This is a genomic window from Frigoribacterium sp. CF331 (genome assembly GCF_057787905.1).
Genome location: NZ_CM173545.1, coordinates 110,872 through 133,296 on the forward strand (window position 1 = coordinate 110,872; position 22,425 = coordinate 133,296).

Annotated in this window: 26 protein-coding genes; 14 read left to right on the forward strand and 12 right to left on the reverse strand. The window is 72.7% G+C overall.

The annotated features are described in order from the left end of the window. Positions 1–10: 10 nt before the first annotated feature. The 4 genes from AC3CCI_RS00545 to AC3CCI_RS00560 form a co-directional block, all read right to left on the reverse strand. On the reverse strand, positions 11–1,480 hold the full coding sequence (locus tag AC3CCI_RS00545) for an NCS2 family permease (protein WP_354594708.1): 1,470 nt from the start codon (positions 1,478–1,480) through the stop codon (positions 11–13). 109 nt (positions 1,481–1,589) lie between these two features. Continuing rightward, the gene (locus tag AC3CCI_RS00550; protein ID WP_488627755.1) at positions 1,590–2,258 is read right to left on the reverse strand and encodes a DUF1345 domain-containing protein; all 669 of its coding nucleotides are present in this window, start codon (positions 2,256–2,258) and stop codon (positions 1,590–1,592) included. A 61-nt stretch (positions 2,259–2,319) separates the two neighbouring features. Beyond that, entirely contained in the window at positions 2,320–2,724 is a 405-nt protein-coding gene (locus tag AC3CCI_RS00555) for a DoxX family protein (protein WP_488627756.1), read from the reverse strand. A gap of 55 nt (positions 2,725–2,779) precedes the next feature. Next, the gene (locus AC3CCI_RS00560) at positions 2,780–3,637 is read right to left on the reverse strand and encodes a LysR substrate-binding domain-containing protein (protein ID WP_354594705.1); all 858 of its coding nucleotides are present in this window, start codon (positions 3,635–3,637) and stop codon (positions 2,780–2,782) included. Between the two features lie 142 nt (positions 3,638–3,779). Here AC3CCI_RS00560 and AC3CCI_RS00565 point away from each other — a divergent pair, with 142 nt between their 5' ends. Then, positions 3,780–5,102, forward strand: a complete 1,323-nt coding sequence (locus tag AC3CCI_RS00565; RefSeq protein WP_488627757.1) for an MFS transporter — start codon at positions 3,780–3,782, stop codon at positions 5,100–5,102. A 12-nt stretch (positions 5,103–5,114) separates the two neighbouring features. Here AC3CCI_RS00565 and AC3CCI_RS00570 read toward each other — a convergent pair whose 3' ends face one another. Next, positions 5,115–5,732 (reverse strand): TetR/AcrR family transcriptional regulator, encoded by a 618-nt coding sequence (locus AC3CCI_RS00570; protein WP_488627758.1) that lies wholly within the window; start codon positions 5,730–5,732, stop codon positions 5,115–5,117. Positions 5,733–5,994: 262 nt separating this feature from the next. Beyond that, a complete protein-coding gene (locus AC3CCI_RS00575) occupies positions 5,995–6,396 on the reverse strand; it encodes a hypothetical protein (protein ID WP_488627759.1) in 402 nt (133 codons plus the stop codon). A gap of 66 nt (positions 6,397–6,462) precedes the next feature. Between AC3CCI_RS00575 and AC3CCI_RS00580 the strand changes: the two genes are divergently transcribed. Further along, positions 6,463–7,506 carry an LLM class flavin-dependent oxidoreductase gene (locus tag AC3CCI_RS00580; protein ID WP_488627760.1) on the forward strand — a complete coding sequence of 348 codons (1,044 nt, stop codon included), beginning with the start codon at positions 6,463–6,465 and terminating at the stop codon, positions 7,504–7,506. An 89-nt stretch (positions 7,507–7,595) separates the two neighbouring features. Further along, a complete protein-coding gene (locus tag AC3CCI_RS00585; RefSeq protein ID WP_488627761.1) occupies positions 7,596–8,558 on the forward strand; it encodes an acetylxylan esterase in 963 nt (320 codons plus the stop codon). A 143-nt stretch (positions 8,559–8,701) separates the two neighbouring features. Here AC3CCI_RS00585 and AC3CCI_RS00590 read toward each other — a convergent pair whose 3' ends face one another. From AC3CCI_RS00590 to AC3CCI_RS00600, 3 genes are all read right to left on the reverse strand, one after another. Continuing rightward, the gene (locus AC3CCI_RS00590) at positions 8,702–9,559 is read right to left on the reverse strand and encodes a hypothetical protein (RefSeq protein ID WP_488627762.1); all 858 of its coding nucleotides are present in this window, start codon (positions 9,557–9,559) and stop codon (positions 8,702–8,704) included. 91 nt (positions 9,560–9,650) lie between these two features. After that, positions 9,651–10,367 (reverse strand): response regulator, encoded by a 717-nt coding sequence (locus AC3CCI_RS00595; RefSeq protein ID WP_488627763.1) that lies wholly within the window; start codon positions 10,365–10,367, stop codon positions 9,651–9,653. Next, positions 10,364–11,785, reverse strand: a complete 1,422-nt coding sequence (locus AC3CCI_RS00600; RefSeq protein WP_488627764.1) for a sensor histidine kinase — start codon at positions 11,783–11,785, stop codon at positions 10,364–10,366. The genes AC3CCI_RS00595 and AC3CCI_RS00600 overlap by 4 nt, the downstream gene beginning before the upstream one ends. A 66-nt stretch (positions 11,786–11,851) precedes the next feature. Between AC3CCI_RS00600 and AC3CCI_RS00605 the strand changes: the two genes are divergently transcribed. The 7 genes from AC3CCI_RS00605 (at position 11,852) to AC3CCI_RS00635 (ending at position 18,203) form a co-directional block, all read left to right on the forward strand. Next, positions 11,852–12,883: an NADPH:quinone reductase gene (locus AC3CCI_RS00605; RefSeq protein ID WP_488627765.1), complete on the forward strand. Its 1,032-nt coding sequence runs from the start codon at positions 11,852–11,854 to the stop codon at positions 12,881–12,883. Positions 12,884–12,919: 36 nt separating this feature from the next. Then, the gene (locus AC3CCI_RS00610; RefSeq protein ID WP_488627766.1) at positions 12,920–13,969 is read left to right on the forward strand and encodes an MBL fold metallo-hydrolase; all 1,050 of its coding nucleotides are present in this window, start codon (positions 12,920–12,922) and stop codon (positions 13,967–13,969) included. 104 nt (positions 13,970–14,073) lie between these two features. After that, entirely contained in the window at positions 14,074–14,949 is an 876-nt protein-coding gene (locus tag AC3CCI_RS00615; RefSeq protein WP_488627767.1) for a patatin-like phospholipase family protein, read from the forward strand. A 62-nt stretch (positions 14,950–15,011) separates the two neighbouring features. Beyond that, positions 15,012–16,241 (forward strand): glycosyltransferase, encoded by a 1,230-nt coding sequence (locus AC3CCI_RS00620; protein ID WP_488627768.1) that lies wholly within the window; start codon positions 15,012–15,014, stop codon positions 16,239–16,241. Between the two features lie 129 nt (positions 16,242–16,370). Continuing rightward, complete coding sequence (locus AC3CCI_RS00625; RefSeq protein ID WP_354594692.1) at positions 16,371–16,850, forward strand: heme-degrading domain-containing protein; 480 nt, start codon at positions 16,371–16,373, stop codon at positions 16,848–16,850. 19 nt (positions 16,851–16,869) lie between these two features. Further along, positions 16,870–17,412, forward strand: coding sequence for a hypothetical protein (locus AC3CCI_RS00630; protein ID WP_488627769.1), 543 nt, complete (start codon positions 16,870–16,872; stop codon positions 17,410–17,412). A gap of 209 nt (positions 17,413–17,621) precedes the next feature. After that, the gene (locus tag AC3CCI_RS00635; RefSeq protein ID WP_488627770.1) at positions 17,622–18,203 is read left to right on the forward strand and encodes a hypothetical protein; all 582 of its coding nucleotides are present in this window, start codon (positions 17,622–17,624) and stop codon (positions 18,201–18,203) included. A gap of 66 nt (positions 18,204–18,269) precedes the next feature. On the opposite strand, the gene AC3CCI_RS00640 is transcribed toward AC3CCI_RS00635, so the two are convergent. From AC3CCI_RS00640 to AC3CCI_RS00650, 3 genes are all read right to left on the reverse strand, one after another. Further along, complete coding sequence (locus AC3CCI_RS00640; protein ID WP_488627771.1) at positions 18,270–18,710, reverse strand: DoxX family protein; 441 nt, start codon at positions 18,708–18,710, stop codon at positions 18,270–18,272. Between the two features lie 89 nt (positions 18,711–18,799). Further along, positions 18,800–19,324: a DUF427 domain-containing protein gene (locus AC3CCI_RS00645; RefSeq protein WP_488627772.1), complete on the reverse strand. Its 525-nt coding sequence runs from the start codon at positions 19,322–19,324 to the stop codon at positions 18,800–18,802. 78 nt (positions 19,325–19,402) lie between these two features. After that, positions 19,403–19,678 (reverse strand): hypothetical protein, encoded by a 276-nt coding sequence (locus AC3CCI_RS00650; protein WP_488627773.1) that lies wholly within the window; start codon positions 19,676–19,678, stop codon positions 19,403–19,405. A 92-nt stretch (positions 19,679–19,770) separates the two neighbouring features. On the opposite strand from AC3CCI_RS00650, the gene AC3CCI_RS00655 reads away from it, so the two are divergent. The 4 genes from AC3CCI_RS00655 to AC3CCI_RS00670 all read left to right on the forward strand — a co-directional run bounded on the left by AC3CCI_RS00655 (position 19,771) and on the right by AC3CCI_RS00670 (position 22,142). Further along, positions 19,771–20,361 (forward strand): TlpA family protein disulfide reductase, encoded by a 591-nt coding sequence (locus tag AC3CCI_RS00655; protein ID WP_488627774.1) that lies wholly within the window; start codon positions 19,771–19,773, stop codon positions 20,359–20,361. Positions 20,362–20,793: 432 nt separating this feature from the next. After that, the gene (locus AC3CCI_RS00660) at positions 20,794–21,141 is read left to right on the forward strand and encodes a hypothetical protein (RefSeq protein WP_488627775.1); all 348 of its coding nucleotides are present in this window, start codon (positions 20,794–20,796) and stop codon (positions 21,139–21,141) included. Between the two features lie 200 nt (positions 21,142–21,341). Beyond that, positions 21,342–21,797: a prevent-host-death protein gene (locus tag AC3CCI_RS00665; protein ID WP_488627776.1), complete on the forward strand. Its 456-nt coding sequence runs from the start codon at positions 21,342–21,344 to the stop codon at positions 21,795–21,797. 3 nt (positions 21,798–21,800) lie between these two features. Further along, on the forward strand, positions 21,801–22,142 hold the full coding sequence (locus tag AC3CCI_RS00670; RefSeq protein ID WP_488627777.1) for a hypothetical protein: 342 nt from the start codon (positions 21,801–21,803) through the stop codon (positions 22,140–22,142). Positions 22,143–22,425: the final 283 nt, after the last annotated feature.

The following is a 22,425-nucleotide window of genomic DNA, read 5'->3' on the forward strand; positions in this document are numbered from 1 at the left end:
GGGGCGAGGACTAGCCGATGAGCGCCTCGATCGGACCCCGCACGAAGTACACCAGGAACCCGGCGGCGACGATCCACAGCAACGGGCTGATCTTCCGCGCCCGCCCGGCGAAGGCCCCCACGACGACCCAGCTGACGAAGCCGACGCCGATGCCGTTCGCGATCGAGTAGGTCAGCGGCATCGTGATGACGGTGAGGAACACCGGGAGGGCGACCGAGAAGTCGGTCCAGTCGATCTGGCTGATCTGCGACACCATCAGGGCGCCGACGATCACCAGTGCCGACGCGGCGACCTCGAGGGGCACGACCTGGGTCAGCGGCGTGAAGAACATCGCGAGCAGGAAGAGCGCCCCCGTGACGACCGAGGCGAAGCCCGTCCGGGCACCTTCGCCGATGCCCGAGGCGGACTCGACGAACACCGTGTTCGACGACGAGCTGGTCGCCCCGCCGGCGACCGCCCCGACGCCCTCGACGATGAGGGCCGAGCGCAGGCGCGGGAAGGTGCCGTCGGCGTCGGCGACGTCGCCCGCCTTGGCGAGGCCGGTCATCGTGCCCATCGCGTCGAAGAAGTTCGTGAACACCAGGGTGAAGACCAGCATCACGGCCGACAGCACGCCGATGCGGGCGAAGGCGCCGAAGCTGAACTGGCCGACCAGCGAGAGGTCGGGCAGCGCCACGATCTGGGTCGGCAGGACGGGGGCGTTGAGGTTCCAGTCGTCGAGGTTCTGGCCGTTCGACGGCGGCACCTGGAAGATCGCCTGGAGGGCGATGGCGATGACGGTCGTCGCGACGATGCCGATGAAGATCGCCCCGCGCACCCTGCGGGCCATGAGCACGCCGATGACGAGCAGGCCGATGACGAAGGTGATCGTCGGCAGCGTCGCGACCGAGCCCGCATCGCCCAGCTGCACGGGCGGCGACGAGGTGCCGCTGGTGCGGACGAAGCCCGAGTCGACCAGGCCGATGAAGGCGATGAAGAGGCCGATGCCGACCGTGATGGCCGTCTTGAGGGCCGCGGGCACCGCGGTGAAGATCATGCTGCGCAGGCCGGTCACGGCGAGGATGGTGATGACGAGCCCGTTGATCACGACCAGGCCCATGGCCTCGGGCCAGGTGACGTCCTGCACGACGTTGACGGCGAGGAACGAGTTGATGCCGAGACCCGCCGCGAAGGCGAACGGGAGGCGCGCGACCGTTCCGAACAGGATCGTCATGACCCCGGCGGTCAGGGCGGTGACCGCACCCACCTGACCGTTCTGCAGCCAGTTGCCGGCCACGTCCGTGGCCGCCTGGTCGGCGCTGAAGCCGCCGAGGATGAGCGGGTTCAAGATGACGATGTAGGCCATCGTGACGAAGGTCACGACGCCGCCCCGGATCTCGCGCGCCCAGGTCGAGCCGCGGTGCGTGACCTCGAAGAAGCGGTCGAGCGTGCCCCCGACTCCGGGTCGCGGTGGCGTGGTGGCGGGGGCGTTCGTGGCCATGGCGATGCGTCTCCGGTGGGATCGGACGTGGGGGGAAGAGAACAGGATAGGCCGTGTGCGCGGTGCACGATGCAACGCCCCGCACCGCCGCGTCCGGCCCGTCGACGGGTCAGCCCCCGAGCCCGGCGATCAGGTTGACCGTCGAGGCGAGGATCACCGACCCGAACAGGTACGACAGCAGCATGTGGCGCAGCACGACGGCGCGGATGACGCTCGACCCGATGTCGGTGTCGGCGATCTGGAACGTCATGCCGAGCCCGAAGGCCACGTAGGCGAAGTCGGCGTAGCGCGGCGGGGCGTCCTGGTTGAACGAGATGCCACCGACCTCGTCGCCGCTGTAGTAGAGCACGGCGTACCGCAGGGTGAAGAGCGTGTGCACGAGGAACCACGACAGGGCGATGCTGACGACGGCGAGCCCGGCGAGGAGGTCCTCGGCCGCCCCGCCCATGCTCGTCGCGCGGACGAGGACGACCCCGACCGCGAACAGGCTCGCGACGCTCGCGCCCACGAGCAGGAGGTCGCCGGCCGGTCGGGACGGGTCCTCTCGGGTCGCCCAGCGGCGGGTGTCGTCGGCGTCGAACCGGCCGACCGCGAGCCAGACCCAGGCGAGGTAGACGACGCAGGCCGCGGCCCAGCCGATCGCGACGGCGACGGAGGGCAGCACCCAGGGCCACGTGCCGACCACGGCCGCGACGCCGACCACGGCCATCACGACGAACCGGAGGCGCGAGCGGCGGACGCGCACGGCGGTGGCCTGGGGGTCGACTCGGGGGCTCATGCCCCGATCGTGCCAGACCCCGCCCGACCGGTGACGCCGTGCGCGTCGACGTCGGAGGAGCCTAGGAGGCGCGGTGCACGCCGAGCGCGCGCGTCACCAGGGGCACCTGCAACGGCAGCCGGGCGATCGTGACGGCGCGGCGCACCGTCGTGGCCCGCTCGCTCCGCACGGCGCGCAGGGCCATCGAGACGTTCGCCGGGAACACGGCGACGAAGAGGGCGGCGGCGGCCAGACCGCCCGCCCGACGCGTCCTCGGCGACAGGAGGGCGACGGCGATGCCGACCTCGGCGAGGCCCGATCCGATCGTCCAGAACCGGGCCGGCCCCGGCACGCTCCGCGGGACGACCGCGTCGTAGACCGCGGGCCTGGCCAGGTGGAGGACGCCGGAGCCGCCCAGGATCGCGGCGAGGACGCGGGCGTCCCGACGGGCGGCGGACCTCGGGGGGCGTCGGGGGCGGTGGCTCATGGGACCATCTTGCGCGCGCCTCCCGGGGTGGGCCGTGGGCGACGCGGCGCGGCGCTCAGACGGCGCGGCTGACGCCCCGGCTCGTGATGGCCGACATGAGGGCGTCGACGGGCTCGCGGGCGGCGCCCGGGTTGGCGACGAGCACGTAGTCGACGTCGCCGAGGGTGGGCAGCGAGAACCGGTCGCTGACCTTGACGAGGTCGGTGGGGATGAGCGAGAACGGGAACACGGCCACGCCGATGCCCGCCCGCACCGCGGCGAGCACCCCGTTGACGTCACGCGTGTTGCAGGTGATGCGCCAGGTGCGGCCGGCACGCTCGAGCGCGTCGATGGCCATCTGCCGACTGAGGCTCGGCGCCTGGTACGCGATCAACGGGACGGGCTGGCCGGCTTCGACCACGAGCTTGTCCTGGCCGATCCAGACCATCGCGTCACCGGCGACCCGGGTGCCCTCGTCGGACTCGCCCGCCGTCTGCTTGACGAAGATGAGGTCGAGGTGGCCGGCGGCGAGGCGGCGGCGCAGGGGCGCGGACTGGTTGACGGTGAGCTCGAGGTTGATCTGCGGGTAGAGCTGGCGGAAGTGGCGCAGGATGCGCGGCAGCTGGGTGATCGCGAGGTCGTCGGCGGCGCCGAAACGCAGGCGACCGCGCATCGCCGAGCCGCTGAAGTAGCTCTCGGCCGCGGCGTGGGCGGCGAGGATCGTCCGGGCGAAGCCGGCCATGGCGTCGCCGTTGTCGGTCAGGCGCACGTCCCGGGTGTCGCGGGCCACCAGCGTGCGGCCCGCGGCCTTCTCGAGTCGGCCGACCTGCTGGCTGACCGTGGGCTGGCTGATGCCGAGGCGCTGGGCGGCCCGGGTGAAGCTGCGGGTCTCGGCCACGACGAGGAACGTCGCGAGCAGCGTGGGGTCGTACACCGCGCCTCCTCGGTCGAGTGGGCCTGGGGCCTCGTCATTCACGAAGCCAATGCGATTGATCATCTCCCACCGGGGTCCGAATGACCAGCCCGGCCGTACCGTCGATGCAGACCGTGAACCGAACCCCAGCGCAGGAACCGTGATGTCCGCCCCGCCCCGCACCGACTTCCCCCCGACCGCCCCCCTCCCGATCAGCACGACCCGCCCGCCGTGGCGGCACACCTTCATCGCCCTCAGCGTGCCGAACTTCCGGCTCTGGACGGCCGGCAACGTCGTGGCCATGACCGCCGGGTGGATGCAGCGCATCGCCCAGGACTGGCTCGTGCTCGAGCTGACCGGCAGCGCCACCGCGGTCGGCGTCACCGTGGCGATGCAGTTCGCCCCGATGCTGTTCTTCGGCCTGCTCGGCGGCGTGATCGTCGACCGGTTCTCGAAGCGGGCGCTCATGCTCGTCACGCAGAGCGTCTTCGCGGTGCTGAGCCTCGGCCTCGCGGCCCTGACCCTCTCGGGCGCCGTCGAGGCCTGGCACGTCTTCGCCATCGCGTTCGCCACCGGCCTCGTGACCGTCGTGGACAACCCGGCCCGCCAGGTGATCGTGACCGAACTCGTCGGACACACCCATCTGCGCAACGCGATCAGCGTCAACTCGAGCGTGTTCCAGCTCGGCGGCATGGTCGGCCCCGCGATCGCCGGCGTCCTGCTGCTCGCCGTCGGCGCCGGGTGGGCCTTCGTCGTCAACGGCGTGGCCTGCCTGGTCGTCGTCGTCATGCTGACGCTGCTGCGCACGGCGCAGATGACCCGGGTCGCCCCGGCCGCCCGAGGACGGGGCCAGTTGCGCCAGGGGCTCGCCTACGCGCGGTCGAAGCCGACCATCGTCGTCCCCGTGCTGCTCGTGGGCGTCTACGCCGTCTTCGGCCTGACCATGCCGGTGCTGCTCGCGTCGTTCGCCGCCGACGTGTACGACGTGGGGCCCGGGGGCTACGGCCTCTTCAACTCGATGATCGCCGTCGGCGCGCTGACCGGCGCCCTGCTCTCGACGCGTCGGGCGACGATCCGGCTGCGGACCATCGTGCTCGGCGTCCTCGTGACCGGCGTGCTGCAGGCCGTGGCCGGGTCGATGCCGTCGCTCGTCCCGTTCGCCGTCGTGCTCGTCGGCGTCGGGCTGGCCTCGCTGCTGTTCTTGACGGCGGCGAACCAGCTCGTGCAGATGTCGAGCAACATCGCGATCCGCGGGCGGGTGATGTCGCTGTACATCCTCGTGCTGCTCGGCGGTCAGGCGATCGGCGGCCCGCTGATGGGCGTGATCGTCGAGACCTTCGGCACGCACGCCGCCATGGTGGTCTCGGGCGGGGTGCCGGCCGTCGCCGCGGCGATCACGGCGATCGCGCTGGCCCGACGGGGGCAGCTCACGCTGCAGGTGCGCACCCGGTGGCACGTGCCGGTGGTCAGCATCGAGCAGCGCTAGGCCCGGCAGGGGTCAGGCCGCGGCGCCGCGGGTCAGCGCGGCGACCACGTCGGCGATCACGTCGCCGGCCGCCTGCTCGCCGGTGGCCGGCCAGTCGAAGGCGACGCCCAGCGTGATGCACACCAGCACCCGGGCCAGGGTGCGGGGCTCGAGGCCGGTGATCTGCACCGCGTGCCCCCGGAACACCTCCTCGACGAGCGCGTGCACCGCGTCGAGCACCTCGCGGCGTTGCCGCACGAAGTCCGCCATCACCTCGGGGTGCGCCAGGGCGTGGGCCCGGAACTCGCTCATCAGGGCGAAGTCCTCGACCTGGCCCGGCCCGTATGGTGCGAACGCCGTGCTGATCTTCTCGGGCAGCTGCTCGAGGGTCGTCCCCGGCAGGAACATGCCCTGCAGCGCCCCCAGTGCGCCGTCGGTCTCGCGACGCATGAGGCTGACGACCAGGTCGTCCTTCGACGAGAAGTTCGAGTAGACCGCCCCCTTGCTGAACCCGGCGGCGCGGGCCACGTCGTCGAGGGTCGTGGCGTGCACCCCGCGACGGGAGAACAGCTCGGACGCCGCGTCGAGCAGTCGCTGCTTGACCTGCGCTCGGGGCGTGCGCGGAACGGGAGCGCCTGCGGTGCTGGCCATGCTGCGACCCTAACGGGTGCGGGTGATCCTCAGAAGTCACCCGCACGGACCCCGAACGGGGCGCATACCGACGGGTATCGGGGCGTTAGCATCGGATCGCCTGGTGAACCCGAAGCATCAGGAGACCGCGTGGGTGCGCGACCGCCCGACCCTCACCAGGTCGACGCCTCGGTCGCGCACCCCGCCCCGGCACCGCGGACCGGCGCGGGTGCGGCCGGTCGACCCGCGCCTCCTCGGATGGTCGTCGTCGAGGTCGGTGGCCTCAGATCGCGGTGCGTCGCGACGAGCCGCCGAAGCCGATCGACACGTCGAGGCGCCAGGCCTTCGGCTCGCCCGACACGTGCGTCGTGCCCACGAAGCGCAGCCGGTCGCCGGCGCCGAGGCTGAGGACGCCGTGCACGTCGAGGTTCTCGCCGAGCCGGAAGACGATCTCGTGCTCGTCGAGCAGGTCGTCGTCGACGGTCGCGCCGAAGGTCGCGCCGTCGAACGTCAGGGGCACGTCACGGAACACCAGTGACGGCGCTTCGTCCGACCAGTCGACCACCTCGGGCACCCGCGCCGCGACGATGCGGGCGTCCACGACCCCGTCGTCGTCGAGGGTGACCGAGGAGGCGCGCAGGTCGATGCCGAGGTCGTCACCGTCGAGTCGGAAGCGGTTCTCCACGGCCCCACGCTACCCAGCACCGGCCCCGGGCGGAATGGCCGGACCGCGTCCGGGGTTCGCCCGGTCATGAAGAAGCGCATCGGGTTCTTGTCGTTCGGTCACTACCAGGACGTCCGCGGCTCGGCGACCCCGACCGCCCGGGAGGCGCTGGTCCAGTCGATCGAGCTGGCGGAGGCCGCGGACGAGATCGGCATCGACGTGGCCGCCGTGCGCGTCCACCACTTCGTGCGCCAGGCCGCCAACCCCTTCCCGCTGCTGGCCGCGATGGCGGCCCGGACGAGCCGCATCGAGCTCGGCACCGGCGTGATCGACATGCGGTACGAGAACCCGCTGTCGATGGCCGAGCAGGCGGCCGCCGCCGACCTGATCAGCGCGGGCCGGTTGCAGCTCGGCGTCAGCCGGGGATCACCCGAGCCCGCCCTGCGCGGGTGGGAGGCCTTCGGCCACGTCCCGCGCGACGGCGAGAGCGACGCCGACCTCGCCCGCCGGCACACCGAGCTCTTCCGGGCCGCGATCGACGGCGCCGACGTGGCCGAGTCCGACCCGAAGATGACCGGCTGGTCGCACGGCCTCTCGGTCGAGCCCCGCTCCCCCGGCCTCGGCGAGCGCATCTGGTGGGGCTCCGGCAGCCGCTCGACGGCCGTCTGGACCGGTGAGCAGGGCATGAACCTGATGAGCAGCACGCTGCTGACGGAGGACACGGGGGTGCCCTTCGACGAACTGCAGGCCGAGCAGATCGCGCTGTACCGCGAGGCCTACCGCGCCGCGGGTCACACCCGGGAGCCCAGGGTCTCGGTGAGCCGCAGCGTGATCCCGATCACGACCGACGAGGACCGCCGCTACTTCGGCGTCCGGGCCCAGGCCGACTCGCAGGACCAGGTCGGGCTGCTCGACGGCGTGCAGTCGCGCTTCGGCAAGAGCTACGTGGGCGAGCCCGACGTGATCGCGGCTCAGCTGGCGGCGGACGCCGCGGTGCAGGCCGCCGACACGATCCTGTTGACGGTGCCCAACCAGCTCGGGGTGGCGTACAACGCCCGCCTGCTGCAGACGGTGGCCGACCACGTCGCGCCCGCGTTCGGCTGGGTGCCGAACCTGGCCCGCGCGAGCTGAGCCGCGCCTCCCGCGCTGCGCCTCCCGCACCGCGCCTCCTGCACCGCGCCTGTCGGGCTGGCGCCGCGGGCTGCGGTAGACAGGTGCTCATGTTCACCGACCTGCCAGAGCCCGCCCTGCGCGAGTACCGCAGCACCCAGACCGACCCCGACGACTTCGACGAGTTCTGGGCGGCGACGCTCGCCGAGACGCGGGCACACCCGCTCGACCTGCGCGTCGAGCGGGTCGACACGGGGCTGACGACGCTCGACGTGTACGACGTGACGTTCGCCGGGTGGGCGGGGCAGCCCGTGCGCGCCTGGCTGCGCGTGCCGGCCGGGGCGACCGGCCCGTCGCCGGCGGTCGTGCAGTTCGTCGGGTACGGCGGCGGACGCGGCGCCGCGGTCGAGAACCTGTTCTGGGCGTCGGCCGGGTTCGCGCACTTGCAGATGGACACCCGCGGCCAGGGCTCGGGCTGGAGCATCGGCGCCACCCCCGACCCCGACGGCTCGGGCCCGGCGCACCCGGGCGTCATGACGCGCGGCATCGACTCGCGCGAGACGTACTACTACCGGCGGGTGTTCACCGACGCGGTGCGGGCCGTCGAGGCGGCTCGCGGGCTCGACGTCGTCGACGCCTCCCGCGTGTCGGTCGTGGGCGGCAGCCAGGGCGGGGGCATCGCCCTCGCCGTCGCGGGGCTCGTGCCCGAGGTCGCCGCCGTGGCGGCGTACGTGCCGTTCCTCTGCGACTTCCGGCGGGCGACGGTCATCACCGACGCCGACCCGTACAAGGAGATCGGACGCTACCTGGCCGTCCACCGGCACCGCGCCTCCTCGGTGCACGACGTGCTCGCGTACTTCGACGGCGTCAACTTCGCCCGGCGGGCCACCGCCCCCGCCCGGTTCACCACGGCCCTGATGGACCCGATCTGCCCTCCGTCGACCGTGTTCGGCGCGTTCCACGCCTACGGCGGCCCGGCCGAGATCACCGTCTGGCCGTACAACGGGCACGAGGGCGGCGGGTCGGAGGACGACCTGCTTGCGCTCGCCCTGTTCCGCGGCCAGGGGGCCTGACGCCCGGACGGCCCGTCGACGGCCGGACGGACACGAACCACCCGACCACGGTCGAGCCGACCACGCACGACGACCGGCCGTCCACCCCGAGGGGTGGGCGGCCGGTCGTGACGTCCCCGGCAACCGGTGCCGGGAGGCGCGGCTCAGCCGATCGGCGTCGGGTTCGTCGGGTCGGGCGGCACGGGCAGCGAGCCGCGGATCTGGTTCTGCGCCTGGCACTGGCTGGTGCAGTTCGTCGCACCGGCGCTCAGCTCGATCGCGTCCTCGCCGAGCACGCCGCCGAGGCGTCCGCCCGACTGCACGAGCCACTTCGTGACGGTGCCCGACTGGAACGTCTTGGTGGCGACCTGGGGGCTGTCCTTGCCGAGCAGCATCTGGTGCGCGCCGGCCCCCGAGGCGACCGCGTCGACCCCGTCACCGAAGTTGACCTTGCCCGTGTACTGGTTGACGAAGTAGAAGACGCCCGGCGCGAGGGTGTGCACGAACTCGACGGGGGCGCCGAACTCGGACTCCATCTGGAAGATGCCGCCCTGGGCACCGTCCTTGGCCTGGATCTTGAACTTCCCGGCCGAGGTGCCGAAGAGCACGACCAGGGTGTCGTCCTTGATCTCGAGGCTCTTGATCGTCGCGCCGGCCCGCTGGGCCGCGGTGAGGGTCGGCACCTTCGAGGCGAAGACGGTCGTGGGCTTCGTCACCATGCGCTGGGTGTCGGGGGCGCCGGTCAGCGTGTAGTCGTAGACGCCGAGGGTCGCGACGTCGATGTCGAAGCCGTTGTTGACGCCGCGGACGGCGATGCGGCCGGCCGGCACGAGGCCGGAGAGCTTCGTGCTCTTGCCGGCGGCCGGGTCGTACGTCGTGCCGTTCACGGTCACGGCGTAGTCGCCGCCGGCGCTGGTCTTGCCCGAGGCGCTGGCGGGGGCGGCCGAGAGGGCGAGCGAGCCGGCGACGACCGCCGTCACGAGCACGGCCGCGCGGGCCCTGCGGAAGAAGGTGCGGGACATGGTGGGCCTTTCGAGAGCGGAGGACAGCTCGTTCTGTGCTGTGGACCCCAGCATCGTGGGGCGCCGCCCCCGGCACCATCGGACCTTGGTACTAGTACCCGCCGGCCCCGGACCCGCCGGCCCCGTACCCGTTGTCGCGCGCCCAGAGCGCGGCGCTCGTCCGGTCGGCCACGCCGATGCGGCGGAACACGCTGCCGACGTGCGCCTTGACCGTCCGCTCGCTGATGCCGAGCTGCCCGGCGATCTGCTTGTTGGCCAACCCGCGGGCGAGCAGCCGCAGCACCTCGGCCTCCCGACCCGAGACCGGTCCGGGTGCCCCGACCGCCGCCGTCGGGGACGCGGGAGGCGCGGGTGACGCGGCCACGCCTCCTCCGTCGCGAGACGGCAGCAGCACCCGGGCCGCCCGGGGGTCGAGGGGTGCGCCTCCCCCGGCGGCGGCGCGGACGCCCGCGACGACGCCCGCGGGGTCGGCGTCCTTCAGCAGGTAGCCGACGGCCCCCGCGGCGAGCGCCTGCTGCACCGAGGCCGGGTCGGGGAAGGAGGTGAGGACGACGACGTGCAGGTGGTCGTGCGCCTCGGTGAGGAGGCGCGTGGCGGCGAGGCCGCCCATGCCCGGCATCGAGAGGTCCATCAGGACGACCGCGAGGGGGACGGGACCGGCACGGTCGGCGTCTGCGGCGGCGAACGCCACGGCGGCCTCTCCGCTCGCCGCCTCGCCGACGACGACGAGGTCGTCCGCGGTCTCGACGAGGGCGCGCAGCCCGGCTCGGACGAGCGGGTGGTCGTCGACCACGAGCACGCCGATCACGGGGCGGTCACCGTCAGGCGCCACCGGGTGCCGTGGCCGGGGCTCGTGGCGAGGTCGAGGGCGGCCCCCGCGTCGCGCACGGCGTCGGCCACCAGTCGCAGGCCGAAATGGCCGTGGGGCGCGTGGTCGGCGGTCGCCGGGTCGAACCCCCGACCGTCGTCGGACACCGTCACGACGACGCGCCGCGACCCGGCAGGGCCCGTCGAGCGCCCCGAGGCCGAGGGGTCGACGGCGACCGTCGCCGCCTCGACGTCGACGGTCGCCGCGGACGCACCGGAATGCTTGACGACGTTGACGAGACACTCCTGGACGACGCGGTGCACGAGTCGTTCGGCGTCGGCGTCGAGCCGCAGGTCGCCCGCGATCGTCACCGTGGTGGCCACCCCACGCGCCCGGGTCGCCGTCGCCAGGTCGTCGAGCGCCGAGGCGAGGCCGGCGCGCCCGAGGTTGGGCGGGTAGATGTCGACCAGCAGGGTCCGGAGGCCGCCGATGCCGTCGCGGACCGAGCCCGCGACGCCGTCGAGGCCGTCGGCGGTGCCGACGTCACCGCGTCGGCGGGCGGCCGCGCCCTCGGCCGACAGCGCGAGCGAGGTGGCCACGAGGTCTTGAACGACCCCGTCGTGCAGGGTGCCGGCGATGCGGCGACGCTCGTCGGCGCTGGCCTCGAGCGCCCGCGTCAGGAGCGCCTCGCGCTGGACCCTGGCCGACCGCAGGGCGGTGAGCAGTCGCCAGAGCACGGGCGCCAGGAGGGCGAGCACGACGACGACGCTGCCGACGGCGATGCCGGCGAAGCCCTGCCAGAGCTGCCCGCTGCGCTGCAGCACCTCGTCGTAGCGGAAGTACACCTCGAACAGCAGGGGCGTGCCCTCGGCGGTGCGCACCGAGCGGTAGGTCTCGAGCAGCTTGCCCTCACCGCGTTCGTAGGCGTTCTCGGGGGCCTCGAGGTCGCTGACCTCGGCGTCGACGCCCGCACCCCGCAGGGCCTCGAGCTCGTCCTCGGCGAGGCCGAACCGCTGCCCGACCAGGCGCGGCTCGTCCGACCAGACGATGCGGCCGTCGGCGTCCCAGATCTTCACCCGCACGATGCTGTCGCTCAGCACGTGGTCGCGCACCACGGCGTCGACGGCGGCGGTCGCACCCGGGTCACCCGACATCAGGGCGTCGGTGAGCTCGGGCTGCACCAGGACGTCGGCGATGCGGTCGGCCCGGTCGGCGGCGTCGCGGACCGACTCGGTCTCGGCCAGGCGTCGGGCCGCGACGAGGGCCGCCACGATGACCGCGACGATGACGACCACCGCCACGACGGCGACCCAGGTCACCACCCGGCGGGGCGTCGGGTCGACGGCGTCGCGGGGGCGGGCGTCGGTGGGCGCGACCACCGGCGTCCAGGGCGGTGCCGAGCGGTCGGTGGGCGTCATCACGCCATTCTGCGGCCTGGCTGAGCGCCGGGAACACGGCACGGCCGGGTCTGGTTGGCTCCGGGCATGAAGTCGATCGTGTACTCCGAGACCGGACCCGCCCCCACCGTGCTGCAGCTCGTCGACCGCGACCTGCCCGAACCCGCCGCCGGCGAGGTGCGCGTGCGCGTCGTGTGGTCGGGCGTCAACCCCACCGACTGGAAGTCCCGTGCGGGCGGCGGCCCCGGTGAGTCGCTGCCGTTCGCCGAGGTCACGCCGAACCAGGACGGCTCGGGCGTCGTCGACGCCGTCGGCGAGGGCGTCACCGGCCTCTCGGTCGGCGACCGCGTCTGGACCTACCTCTCGGCGCACCAGCGCCCGACCGGCACCGCTCAGGAGTTCACCGTGCTGCCCGCCTCGCGCGTCGTCCCGCTGCCCGAGGGCGTCGGCCTCGACGTCGGCGCGAGCCTCGGCGTGCCGGCCATGACCGCGCACCGTGCCCTGACCGTCCGCGAGGACGGCCCGAGCCGCCTGTCCCCCGGCAGCCTCGACGGCACGGTCGTCCTCGTCGCGGGAGGCGCGGGTGCCGTCGGCCACGCCGCCATCCAGCTCGCACGGTGGGCCGGTGCCACCGTCATCACGACCATCAGCAGCGACGAGAAGGCGGCCCTGGCCACGGCCGCCGGCGCGCACCACGTCGTCAACTACCGCACGGGCGACGCCGCCGCCGAGATCCGCGAGCTCGCCCCCGACGGCGTGGACGTCGTGGTCGAGGTCGCGATCTCGCAGAACGCCGAGCTGCTGTCGCAGGTCGTCGCGCACCGCGCCTCCGTCGCGATCTACGCCGACAACGGCGGTGACACGACCACCATCCCGATCCGGGCCAACATGGTCACCAACACGCGCTTCCAGTTCGTGCTGCTCTACACCGTGGGCGAGGAGGCGCTGCAGGCGGCCGTCGAGGACGTCACCGCCGCGCTGCGCGACGGCGTCCTGCCCGTCGGCGAGGCCGCGGGCCTGCCGCTGCACACCTTCCCGCTCGCCGAGACGGCGGCCGCGCACCAGGCCGTCGAGGGCGACGTCGTGGGCAAGGTGCTGATCGAGGTCTCGGCCGAGTAGCGGTGCGGCGCGGGCGGCGCTGGCTAGGCTCGCGGGGTGACCGACGCCGCCAGCCGACCCGCGCCTCCCGCGCCTCCCGTCCCGCTCAGCCGCGTGCAGGCCGACGCCGTCCGACGGGGTGCGCTGCCGCCCGTCGAGGAGATCCGGCACGGCGTCTGGTCGGTCGCCTTCGCGTTCGGCGACGGCATCGACGACCACTCGCTCGGCTACGTCGTCGAGGGCTCCGACGGGGCGCTCACGGTGATCGACCCCGGGTGGCACGTCGACGACAACCTCGACCGCCTCGAGCGGGCCCTCGCCGACGTCGACCACTCCCTCGCGGACGTCGACCTGATCGCCGTCACGCACCTGCACGCCGACCACCTGGGCGGGGCGGAGGCCCTCCGTCGGGCCTCCGGGGCCCGGATCGCGCTGCACGCCGCCGAGCAGGCCGCCCTCGCCGACCGGCCGGCCGACTTGGCCGCCGCCGACGCCGACATCGCCCGGTGGGGCGCGCCGGCGGACGAGCAGGAGGCGCTGGTCGCCTCGTGGGGGTCGGGTCGCCACCTGCCCGAGGTCACCGCCGACCTGCTGCTGGCCGACGGGGACGTGCTGCCCGTCGCGGGCCGGAAGCTGCGGGCGGTCCACACGCCCGGGCACACCGCGGGCCACCTCTGCTTCGTCGAACCCGAGCAACGCCTCGTCTTCACGGGCGACCACGTGCTGCCGCGCATCAACCCCGGCATCGGCCTCGGGGGCCGCACCCCGACGAACCCGCTGACCGACTACCTCGCGTCGCTCGAGCGCATGGTCGCCGTGGACGTGCCCGGTCCGGACGCCTTCGAGGTCTGCCCCGGCCACGAGTACCGCTTCACCGGGCTCCGCGAGCGCGCCGAGTCGCTGATCGCCCACCGCACCGACCGCAGCCGGGACGCCGCGACGGCCCTCGACGCCCTCGACCGGCCCACGGTGTGGCAGGTCGCCGAGCGCATGTCGTGGAGCGGCGGCGTCGCCTCGCTGCACGGCTACCGGCTCGGGTCGGCCCTCGCGCAGACCGAGTGGCACGTGCAGGCGCTCGGCCGGGGCGACGAGCTGCGACCGGCCTGACACCTCCCCGGGCACGTCGGGGGGCGAGCGGCCTACTGTCGGGCGCGGCCCCGGGAGCCGCACCGCACCTCCTGCCCGGGCCGCCACCACGACCGAGGAGAGACATGAGCACCACGACGACCCCCACCCGCACCGCCCTCGTCCTGGGCGGCGGAGGCATCACCGGCATCGCCTGGGAGCTCGGCGTGCTGTCGCGCCTGCTCGAGGCGGGCGTGCCCGTGGACGACGCCGACCTCGTGGTCGGCACCTCGGCCGGGTCGGTCGTCGGCACCATGGTGCGCCTCGGCCGCGTCGACGAGGGCCTGGGCGAACAGTTCGAGGACGCCGTCGAGCTGCCGTCGGGCTCGATCGACCCCGAGGTGTTCCAGCAGACCCTCGGTCAGGCCCTGGCGGGCGCCACCAGCCACCAGGAGGCACGGGCCCGCATCGGCGCGCTGGCCCGCGAAACGCCCGTGGTCGCCGACGAGCCCGAGCTCGTCACGGCGATGCGCGACCGGTTCGGAGGCGCGGCCTGGCCCGACGCGGCGCTGACGGTCTGCACCGTGGACGCGACCGACGGCACGTTCCGACCCCTCGACGCCGACTCGGGCGTCGACCTGTACCGCGCCGTGGCCGCGAGCTGCTCGGTGCCCGTGGTCTGGCCCACCGTCGAGGTCGACGGTCGCCCGACGATGGACGGCGGCGTGAGGTCGGGCACCAACGCCGACCTGGCCGACGCCTACGACCGCGTGCTGGTGCTGTCGTGCGGCCCCGAGCTCGACGTCTCGCCCCTCGGCCCCACCCTGCCCCAGGTCGTCGCGGCCCGCCGTGCCGCCGGGCACGAGGTCCTCGTGGTCGAGGCCGACGCCGCGGCCCTCGAGGCATTCGGCACCGACGTGCTGGCCACCACCACGCGTCGTCCCGCCGCCGAGGCGGGCCGACGCCAGGCCGAAGCCGTGCTCGACGACGTCCGCGCGTTCTGGTCGGGCGTGACGGCCTGACGAGCGACCACCGGACCCCGGGCGATGAGACCGCGCGGGCGACGGGCCGGTACCCTCGGGAAGTGACCACCGCCTCCCCCTCGCTCCGCATCGCCCTCGTGTCGCTGCACACGTCCCCCGGTGCCGAACCCGGGTCGGGCGACGTCGGCGGCATGAACGTCGTCGTGCGCAACCAGGCCGAGGCGCTGGGTGCGGCAGGGCACGAGGTCGAGATCCTGACCCGGCGGTCGTCCCCCGACGAGCCGGCGAGCGTCTCGCTCGCCCCCGGCGTCACGCTCAGGTTCCTCGACGCCGGGCCCGCCGAGCCGGTCACGAAGGGGCGCAACGAGCTGTTCGTCGACGAGTTCCGCGACCGCCTCGCCGAGCTCGGCCCCTGGGACGTCGTCCACTCGCACCACTGGTTCTCGGGCATGGCGGCACTGCCCGTGGCCCGCGCCCTCGGGGTGCCCCACGTGCAGAGCTTCCACTCCATCGCCGCCCACGACTCGACGCCCCTCTCGCACGGCGAACGCGCCGAGTCGCCCGGCCGCCTCGCCGGCGAGGAGCACCTCGCCCGTGCGTCCGACGTCGTCGTCGCCATCAGCCGTGCCGAGGCCGAGACCGTCACGACGCGGCTCGGCGGCCGTGCCGACCGGGTCGCCGTCGTGCTGCCCGGCGTCGACGCCGAGCTGTTCCACCCGGCGGCCGCCGGTGCGGTGCGCGTCGCCGGCCACCGCCCCTACGTCGTCGTGGCCGGACGGCTCGAACCCCTCAAGGCCCCCGACCTCGCGATCCGCGCCGTCGCGGCGGTGCGGGCCGAGGTCCGCCCCGAGCTCGTCATCGCCGGCGGCGCCTCGACCGAGTTCGCGGGCTACGAGTCCGAGCTGGGCACCCTCGCCGACGAACTCGACCTGACCGTGCACTTCCTCGGCCCTCGGTCGCGCCCCGGCCTGGCGTCCCTGTTGCGCGACGCCGCGCTCGTGCTCGTGCCCTCGCACTCCGAGACCTACGGTCTGATCGCCCTCGAGGCGGCGGCGAGCGGCGTCCCCGTGGTCGCGGCCTCGTCGGGCGGGCTGCGCGAGTCGGTGGTGGACGGCGTCACCGGCATCGTGCTCACGTCGCGCGAACCGCAGGACTGGGCCCGGGCCATGACGCAGGTGCTCGCGGACGCGGGGTTGCGCGACCGACTCTCGCGCGCCTCCCGGTCGCACGCCCTCGACCACCCCTGGTCGCGCTCGGCGGACGACCTCGTGGGCGTCTACTGCGGCCTGCTCGCCCGGCAGGGCTCGCCTTGCGTCGCGGCGTCGGCCTGACCGCCGTGGTCGACGGGACGACCGAGCGGCCACCAGCGCGTTGACGGGGGCCGGGCCTAGGCTCGGAGCGTGCCGCGCCGAGACGCGGGTGCACCCGAGCAATCCGCCCGACCCACCAGGAGGCCACCGATGACCGACGACACCCTGCTGCAGACCCTCGTCGAGCAAGAAGAGCGCCTGGTGTTCCGCCGGTTCACCCTCGACGTCGCCCTCGACCTGGGCGCCCACCTGCTCGCCGAGGCCCGTCGCCGCGAGCTGCCCGTCGCCGTCACCGTGCGGCACGGTCGTCAGCGGGCGTTCCACGCGGCCCTGCCCGGCAGCAGCCTCGACAACGACGAGTGGCTCGACCGCAAGGCCCGCGTCGTCGAGCGCTACGGGCAGAGCTCGTACCGGGTCGGCGAGTCGTTCCGGGTGCAGGGCGGCAGCTTCGACGAGAAGTCCCGGCTCGACACCGGGCTCTACGCCGCGCACGGCGGACTGTTCCCCGTGCGGGTCGCCGGAGTCGGCGTCGTCGGCTCGGCCGGCGTCTCCGGCCTGCCGCAGGCCGACGACCACGCCTTCGTCGTCGACGTGCTCGAGGACTTCCTCGACCACGGCTACGACGCCTGACCCCACCGCCGAGACGAGCGTGGACGACACGACCGCAGGAGGCGCGGTGCCGGTTCCCGCAGCCCCCTCCGACGGCGACGCGGCGGCTGCCGTGCGCGCCCTCGTCGAGGCCGCCGCGAGCGACCTGGCCGGGCGCGACGCCCGGACCGAGGCCCTCGCCCGGTACAAGCCGGCCCGGCGCATCGTCGTGGTGAAGACCGCCGAGTCGCTCGAACCGGCGGGCCGCGCCTGGCGCCTCGGGGTGCTGTTGCTCGGCACCGACGGCCGAGTGTACGAGACCGGTCGCATCACCCGGGCGGTGACGCCGACCCGCTCACAACACCTCAGCGCCCAGGTCGAGCAGCGCAAGGCAGAGCGGCGGGCGGCCGTGCGAGGCCACTTCGCCGAGGGCGAGGTCGTCAACTACGGGTACGAGCCGATGGACCTCTCGACCGGGGCGCTGCGGGCGGCTGACCAGCGCCTCCTGGTCCGTGACGGGCACGCACTCGTGCGCTGGGGCACGGCGGTCGGCGAGGTCCGCGACCTCGCGGCCTACCTCGCCGATCGGGCCGAGCTGCTCTGAGGCCGCGACGAGCCGCCGACATCCAGGTGACGAGTGACCGGGTCGTCCGAGGGGCCTCTCGTCGATCGCCCAGGCCGCCGGGGCCGATCGTCCACCGGGATCGCGTACCCTCGACGTCGACTTCCGCGCCGCTCGGGGGCTGGCGACGTGCCGGTCGCCCGCCCTCGACGCCGCCTGATCCGACCCCCTGGAGGCCTGCCGTGCGCCGCGTGCTGATCGCCCTGTCCGTCGTCTTCGGCGTCGGGCTGGTCGCCTTCGTCGTCGCGATCGCGATGGTCGTGTCGGCCCTCACGGCGCCGCGCGACGAGGACGTGGTGGCCGTCACGTCGACGCCGGTGCCGGCCTGCCCCGAGGTCGACCCGGTCATGGTGGGCGACATCGAGGTGCCGGCAGGCCCGGTCGCGGGCTACTGCCAGGACCGCCTGGTCAACGCGGCCTACATCATGCTGGCGGCCCGCGCGCAAGGCATCGGCGAGCACACCCAGGCGATCGGCGTGATGACTGCGATGGGTGAGTCGAGCCTGCGCAACATCGACCACGGCGACGCCGTCGGACCCGACAGCCGCGGGCTCTTCCAGCAGCGCGACAACGGGCAGTGGGGCACCTACGAGCAACGCATGGACCCGTACACGGCGGCGACCAGCTTCTTCACGAAGCTCGTCTCCATCCCGGGCTGGAAGGACCTCACGCCGACCCAGGCGGCCCATGCCGTCCAGGTCAACGCCGACCCCGATCACTACACGAAGTGGTTCGCCGACGCCGAGGTGGTCGTGGCGACGCTGTCGGGTTGAGCCGCGCCTCCCGCGGTCGCGACCGTGTCGACGGCCGGGTCGGGAGCGGGTTCGGCTGCGGGGTGGCTACTTCGCGGGGCGACCGATGCTGCGGCGGTCGCGCCAGGCACCCGTCGACCAGAGCGACAGCAGGACGAGCAGCGGCTGGAAGACGAGGCGGAATGCCCGCTTGCCGTCGGTGTCGAGGCCGAAGGCATCGGTGTGCGTCACGAGCTGCGAGATGTTGCCGGGGAAGATCGCGGTGAAGAACGCTGCGGCCACCCAGCCGACCGTCACGCGGTGCTTGGGGGCGACGACCAGGGCTGCTCCGATGCCGATCTCGACGACGCCCGACGCGAGCACGACGAAGTCGTCGTCGAGCGGCAGCCACTCGGGCACCTGGGCCTGGAAGGGCTCGCGTGCGAAGGTCAGGTGGCTCGTGCCGGCGAAGACCAGGGCACCACCCAGGGCGACGCGGCCCAGGGTGCGGGCGAGGGACGTGGGGCGGGGGCGGGGGCGCTTCGACATCGGTCCAGTCTGCACCTGCCCGCACCCCGCAGGAGGCGCGGTGTCCGTCATGCGCACCGCCCGCGTCCCGGGGTCACCGGCCGGCCGGGTCACCAGCCCATGGTGTCCGGGGCTCCCTTGAACGGGCCGACGAGGGCCGCCGTGATCCACCCGCCGTAGAAGTCGCCCTCCTGAGCCCGGACGACCTCGCCGTCGACCTCGCACGAGTCCATCGCGCCCGGGTAGAGGGCGACGTGGTCGACGAGAGACTCGTAGCCGGGCCACGGCTCGGCGTAGAACCAGCCCGACCGACGGGCCACGACTCCCCCGCCGGTGACGTCGACGTAGCCGGCCTGGCCCTTGAACTCACAGAGGCTGCGGCCCTCGGCGCGCGACAGGGACCCCGGCGCGAAGTCGGACCGCGGCAGGTAGTAGACCGGCGGGTGGCTCGTCTCGAGCACGCGGATCGCAGCCGTGGTGTCGGCCACGACGACGCCGCCGAGACGGACGACGACGCGCTCGTGCCGGGGCTCGACGCGCGGCGGGCGCGGATAGTCCCAGACGGACTCCTGACCGGGGCCGGGCTCGACGCGGACGGGGTGGGCGGGGCGTGACGGGCGGCGGAAGGCGGGCATGGCCCCATGATGCGCCTCTCGGTACCGTCGAGGGACGGACCTCGACGGTGACCTCCGCGCCGTCGCCGACCTCCCCCGTCAGGGCCCGGCGATGAGCGTGACGAGGACGAACGCGAGGAAGACCTGCAGGAATCCGCCCAGACCGGACGCCACGGACCAGAGGACCCGTCCCTGGTCGCCGAGTCGACGGTCCCTTGACGCCGTGACCGCCCCCGCGAGGCCGAGAGCCGGAGGCACGAGCAGGAGGAAGACGACGAGCCGGGCACCGCCCCAGACGTCCGGGTTCGGGACGAGCTCGAACGAGACCAGGGCGAGAACCACCGCGCCGACCGTGAGGAGGACGATCGTGGTCACCGGCACGTGTCGTCGTCGTGACCGCATGTCATCGCCTCCGCTTCTTCGGACGGACGCCACTCAGGGACAGATCGGTCGAGGTATCCTCAAACGTGCGCACACGTCATCTTGTCGCCTCCTCGGCCCTTCTCCTCGCCGTCAGCACAACCGTGGCGGGGTGCGCCTCATCGTCCGGACTCGAACAGCAGTGGGGTGACGGCAAGGGATACATCTCGGCCGACCAGCTCGTGACCGAGGTCGCCCCGGAGGACCGCGGCGACCCGATCGAGTTCGAGTCCGCGCTCAGCGACGGCACGAAGATCACCGCGGCCGACTACCGGGGCGAGGTCGCCGTCCTCAACTTCTGGTTCGCCGCGTGCGGCCCGTGTCGTGGGGAAGCGACCGATCTCCAGGCGGTGAGCGAGGACGTGGCCGACGAAGCTGTGTTCTTGGGCGTCAACGTCAAGGACCAGTCCGACACCGCCGACGCTTTCACCCGACGATTCGGCGTCACCTACCCCACCGCCATCGACGCGAACACCGGTGCCGTCCAACTCGCGTTCGCCGGCCGAACGGCCCCCAATGCGACCCCGGCGACGTTCGTCCTCGACCGCGAGGGACGAGTGAGCGCTCGAGTCCTGGGGTCGGTCGAGCCCTCGATCCTCCGAGCACTTGTCGAGACAGCGGCTGAGACGCCCCAGTGAGCCCCGGGGCGCCTTCCCTCCGGTGACCGCAAGATGATTTCCTTCTCCCCCCGGTTCACAGTGGTTACCTGAAGCTTCAACCAGGTACCGCCGTTGGCAGCGCCTTCGATGGGATCACCCTCGACTCCTCAGCCGGCCCCGCCGGGCCCGTGATCGTCGGCATCGTGGGTGCCGCCACGGTGTTGCTGCCGTTGTCTGCCCTCGCCGTCCTCCACGCCCGCACCGGGCAGGTCGAGCGATGAAGTAGCAGGCCCTCGTCACCTGAACGAGCAGCCCCGGTCAAGGATCCCCAATCGGAACAGCTCAACAAGGCACACCGTAAGGTGAACCTCCGTGCGGTTCCGTCCCCAGCTCCTTTCGCGCTTCGGTGCACTCTTGCCGGCATCTGTAATCTGCGCGGGCACGGTGTCAGTCTGGGAGCCGAGCCTGCCGATGGCCGCACACCTGTCGTTCTGTGCAGTCTTCGCCCTGATCCTCTACCCCACGTTCCGCTGGATCGTCACCAGCGGTGTCAGCGCATCGGACGAATGCATCATTGTTCACGGTGCATGGTGGTCTCGACGATTTTGTCGACGCGATGTCGCCCTCGTTCGAGAACGAGCCGGAATTCCCTTCCTGCATTGGCGGACAAAGGCAGGCCGGACTCGGCGCACTCCGATGTTCGCCTTCACGACGATGCCGAACGATGCCTCGTGGTTCGCTGGCTACAACGCGCGTGTAATTCAACGGGTCAACGCATGGATCGAGAAGGGCGACACTTCTGACTCCGCGTCCGCCTAGCGGAGTCCAGAACCGATCTTGGTGAGGGAATGCCCTATGGGCCAACCTAACAAGGCCTGTCTCGCACCCCCGGGTAGGAGGATGCCGCAATAGCCCCTCGCCGCGTCCCAGTCCGCCTCTCAAAAGAGAAAGCGTTGAGGCCGCTACATGCCGCGCGCGCACCATTCCATTCAGAACACATTCTGAACTAGGCTTACGGGATGACCACTCTCCACGCATCGCGCAGGGCTTTCCAGTCCTCGGAGCTCAGCCGTCACTCCGGGCCCGTGTTTGCAGCCGCTGAGGACCACCCGGTTCAGGTCACCCGTCGTGACGGCGAGGCGCTCGTGCTCATGTCGGAGCGTGAAGCTGACGCCCGCGAGCAACTCCTTCAGCTCGCCGGGCAACTCATTGCTGCAGCCATCGATGACCATGGCACGCTCGCTGACCGCATGGCCGAAAGATTCCCCTGGATGCTCGCCCTCAGTGCTGCAGACCAGGCCACCTGCGCCTCCGACCTGCTCCGCGCCTCACGGGCCTCCTTCGCCACTAACCAGGCCCACCTCGCAGTCGCCGAGATGACGGCATGGCGTGAGACCGCGACAGCCATCGCCGCCGGCCTCGGTAACACTTCCGTCGATTGGCTCGATGAGCAGGAAGCGGTGGAACGCCCCTGACTCATGGCGAAACTCGACAAAGTACCTCGACCTACTAAAAAGGCTGAGTATGAGCTTCAGTTCGCCAGCCCTTCGGCGAAGCGCGGATGGACTGACCTGCTTGCCACCACCCGTGGGCCTCTCACAGATGCATGGGACTTCCTGACGCGCACGCCCATGGAGGTCACGCCTACCAATTACCGGCTCCGGGGCGACCTGAGCACCGTCAGCCGCGGCGGCATCAGCTACGACAGATGGCAGCACAAGCCGACCCTCAAGGGTGACTCCCGCATCTGGTTCTACATCGACGGCAACACCGTGGTTCTCGAGCAGGTCCACACGCATCATCCGAACCAAACAAAGTAACCCAGCCGGCCCCTCGGTCCAAAAGCTTGGCCTTGCGACGACAAGCCTTGCGTAAGAGGTAATCCGGCAATGGCCACTAGCCGATTAGTCATAGGGAACGAGCATCGGCCGCCGCATGATCACCGCAGGCCCCGGCTCACCTGATACCAGTGCGAGTACTCGCAGCCGAGCCCGGAGATCAATCCCCTACCGGGCGCTGACGTAGACCCCTTTCCCCGGGGCCGCTTGTGTGCCGCGTAGCTCGTCCCTCAGGAGAGTCGACGCACCTGGTCTGGGGATGCCC

What these genes read in the sequence shown, in the direction of transcription:
- AC3CCI_RS00545 (WP_354594708.1), bottom strand. Translation starts at nt 1,480, where the DNA reads ATGGCCACGAACGCCCCCGCCACCACGCCACCGCGACCCGGAGTCGGG.
- AC3CCI_RS00550 (WP_488627755.1), bottom strand. Translation starts at nt 2,258, where the DNA reads ATGAGCCCCCGAGTCGACCCCCAGGCCACCGCCGTGCGCGTCCGCCGC.
- AC3CCI_RS00555 (WP_488627756.1), bottom strand. Translation starts at nt 2,724, where the DNA reads ATGAGCCACCGCCCCCGACGCCCCCCGAGGTCCGCCGCCCGTCGGGAC.
- AC3CCI_RS00565 (WP_488627757.1), top strand. Translation starts at nt 3,780, where the DNA reads ATGTCCGCCCCGCCCCGCACCGACTTCCCCCCGACCGCCCCCCTCCCG.
- AC3CCI_RS00570 (WP_488627758.1), bottom strand. Translation starts at nt 5,732, where the DNA reads ATGGCCAGCACCGCAGGCGCTCCCGTTCCGCGCACGCCCCGAGCGCAG.
- AC3CCI_RS00580 (WP_488627760.1), top strand. Translation starts at nt 6,463, where the DNA reads ATGAAGAAGCGCATCGGGTTCTTGTCGTTCGGTCACTACCAGGACGTC.
- AC3CCI_RS00585 (WP_488627761.1), top strand. Translation starts at nt 7,596, where the DNA reads ATGTTCACCGACCTGCCAGAGCCCGCCCTGCGCGAGTACCGCAGCACC.
- AC3CCI_RS00590 (WP_488627762.1), bottom strand. Translation starts at nt 9,559, where the DNA reads ATGTCCCGCACCTTCTTCCGCAGGGCCCGCGCGGCCGTGCTCGTGACG.
- AC3CCI_RS00600 (WP_488627764.1), bottom strand. Translation starts at nt 11,785, where the DNA reads ATGACGCCCACCGACCGCTCGGCACCGCCCTGGACGCCGGTGGTCGCG.
- AC3CCI_RS00605 (WP_488627765.1), top strand. Translation starts at nt 11,852, where the DNA reads ATGAAGTCGATCGTGTACTCCGAGACCGGACCCGCCCCCACCGTGCTG.
- AC3CCI_RS00615 (WP_488627767.1), top strand. Translation starts at nt 14,074, where the DNA reads ATGAGCACCACGACGACCCCCACCCGCACCGCCCTCGTCCTGGGCGGC.
- AC3CCI_RS00625 (WP_354594692.1), top strand. Translation starts at nt 16,371, where the DNA reads ATGACCGACGACACCCTGCTGCAGACCCTCGTCGAGCAAGAAGAGCGC.
- AC3CCI_RS00640 (WP_488627771.1), bottom strand. Translation starts at nt 18,710, where the DNA reads ATGTCGAAGCGCCCCCGCCCCCGCCCCACGTCCCTCGCCCGCACCCTG.
- AC3CCI_RS00645 (WP_488627772.1), bottom strand. Translation starts at nt 19,324, where the DNA reads ATGCCCGCCTTCCGCCGCCCGTCACGCCCCGCCCACCCCGTCCGCGTC.
- AC3CCI_RS00660 (WP_488627775.1), top strand. Translation starts at nt 20,794, where the DNA reads ATGGCCGCACACCTGTCGTTCTGTGCAGTCTTCGCCCTGATCCTCTAC.
- AC3CCI_RS00665 (WP_488627776.1), top strand. Translation starts at nt 21,342, where the DNA reads ATGACCACTCTCCACGCATCGCGCAGGGCTTTCCAGTCCTCGGAGCTC.
- AC3CCI_RS00670 (WP_488627777.1), top strand. Translation starts at nt 21,801, where the DNA reads ATGGCGAAACTCGACAAAGTACCTCGACCTACTAAAAAGGCTGAGTAT.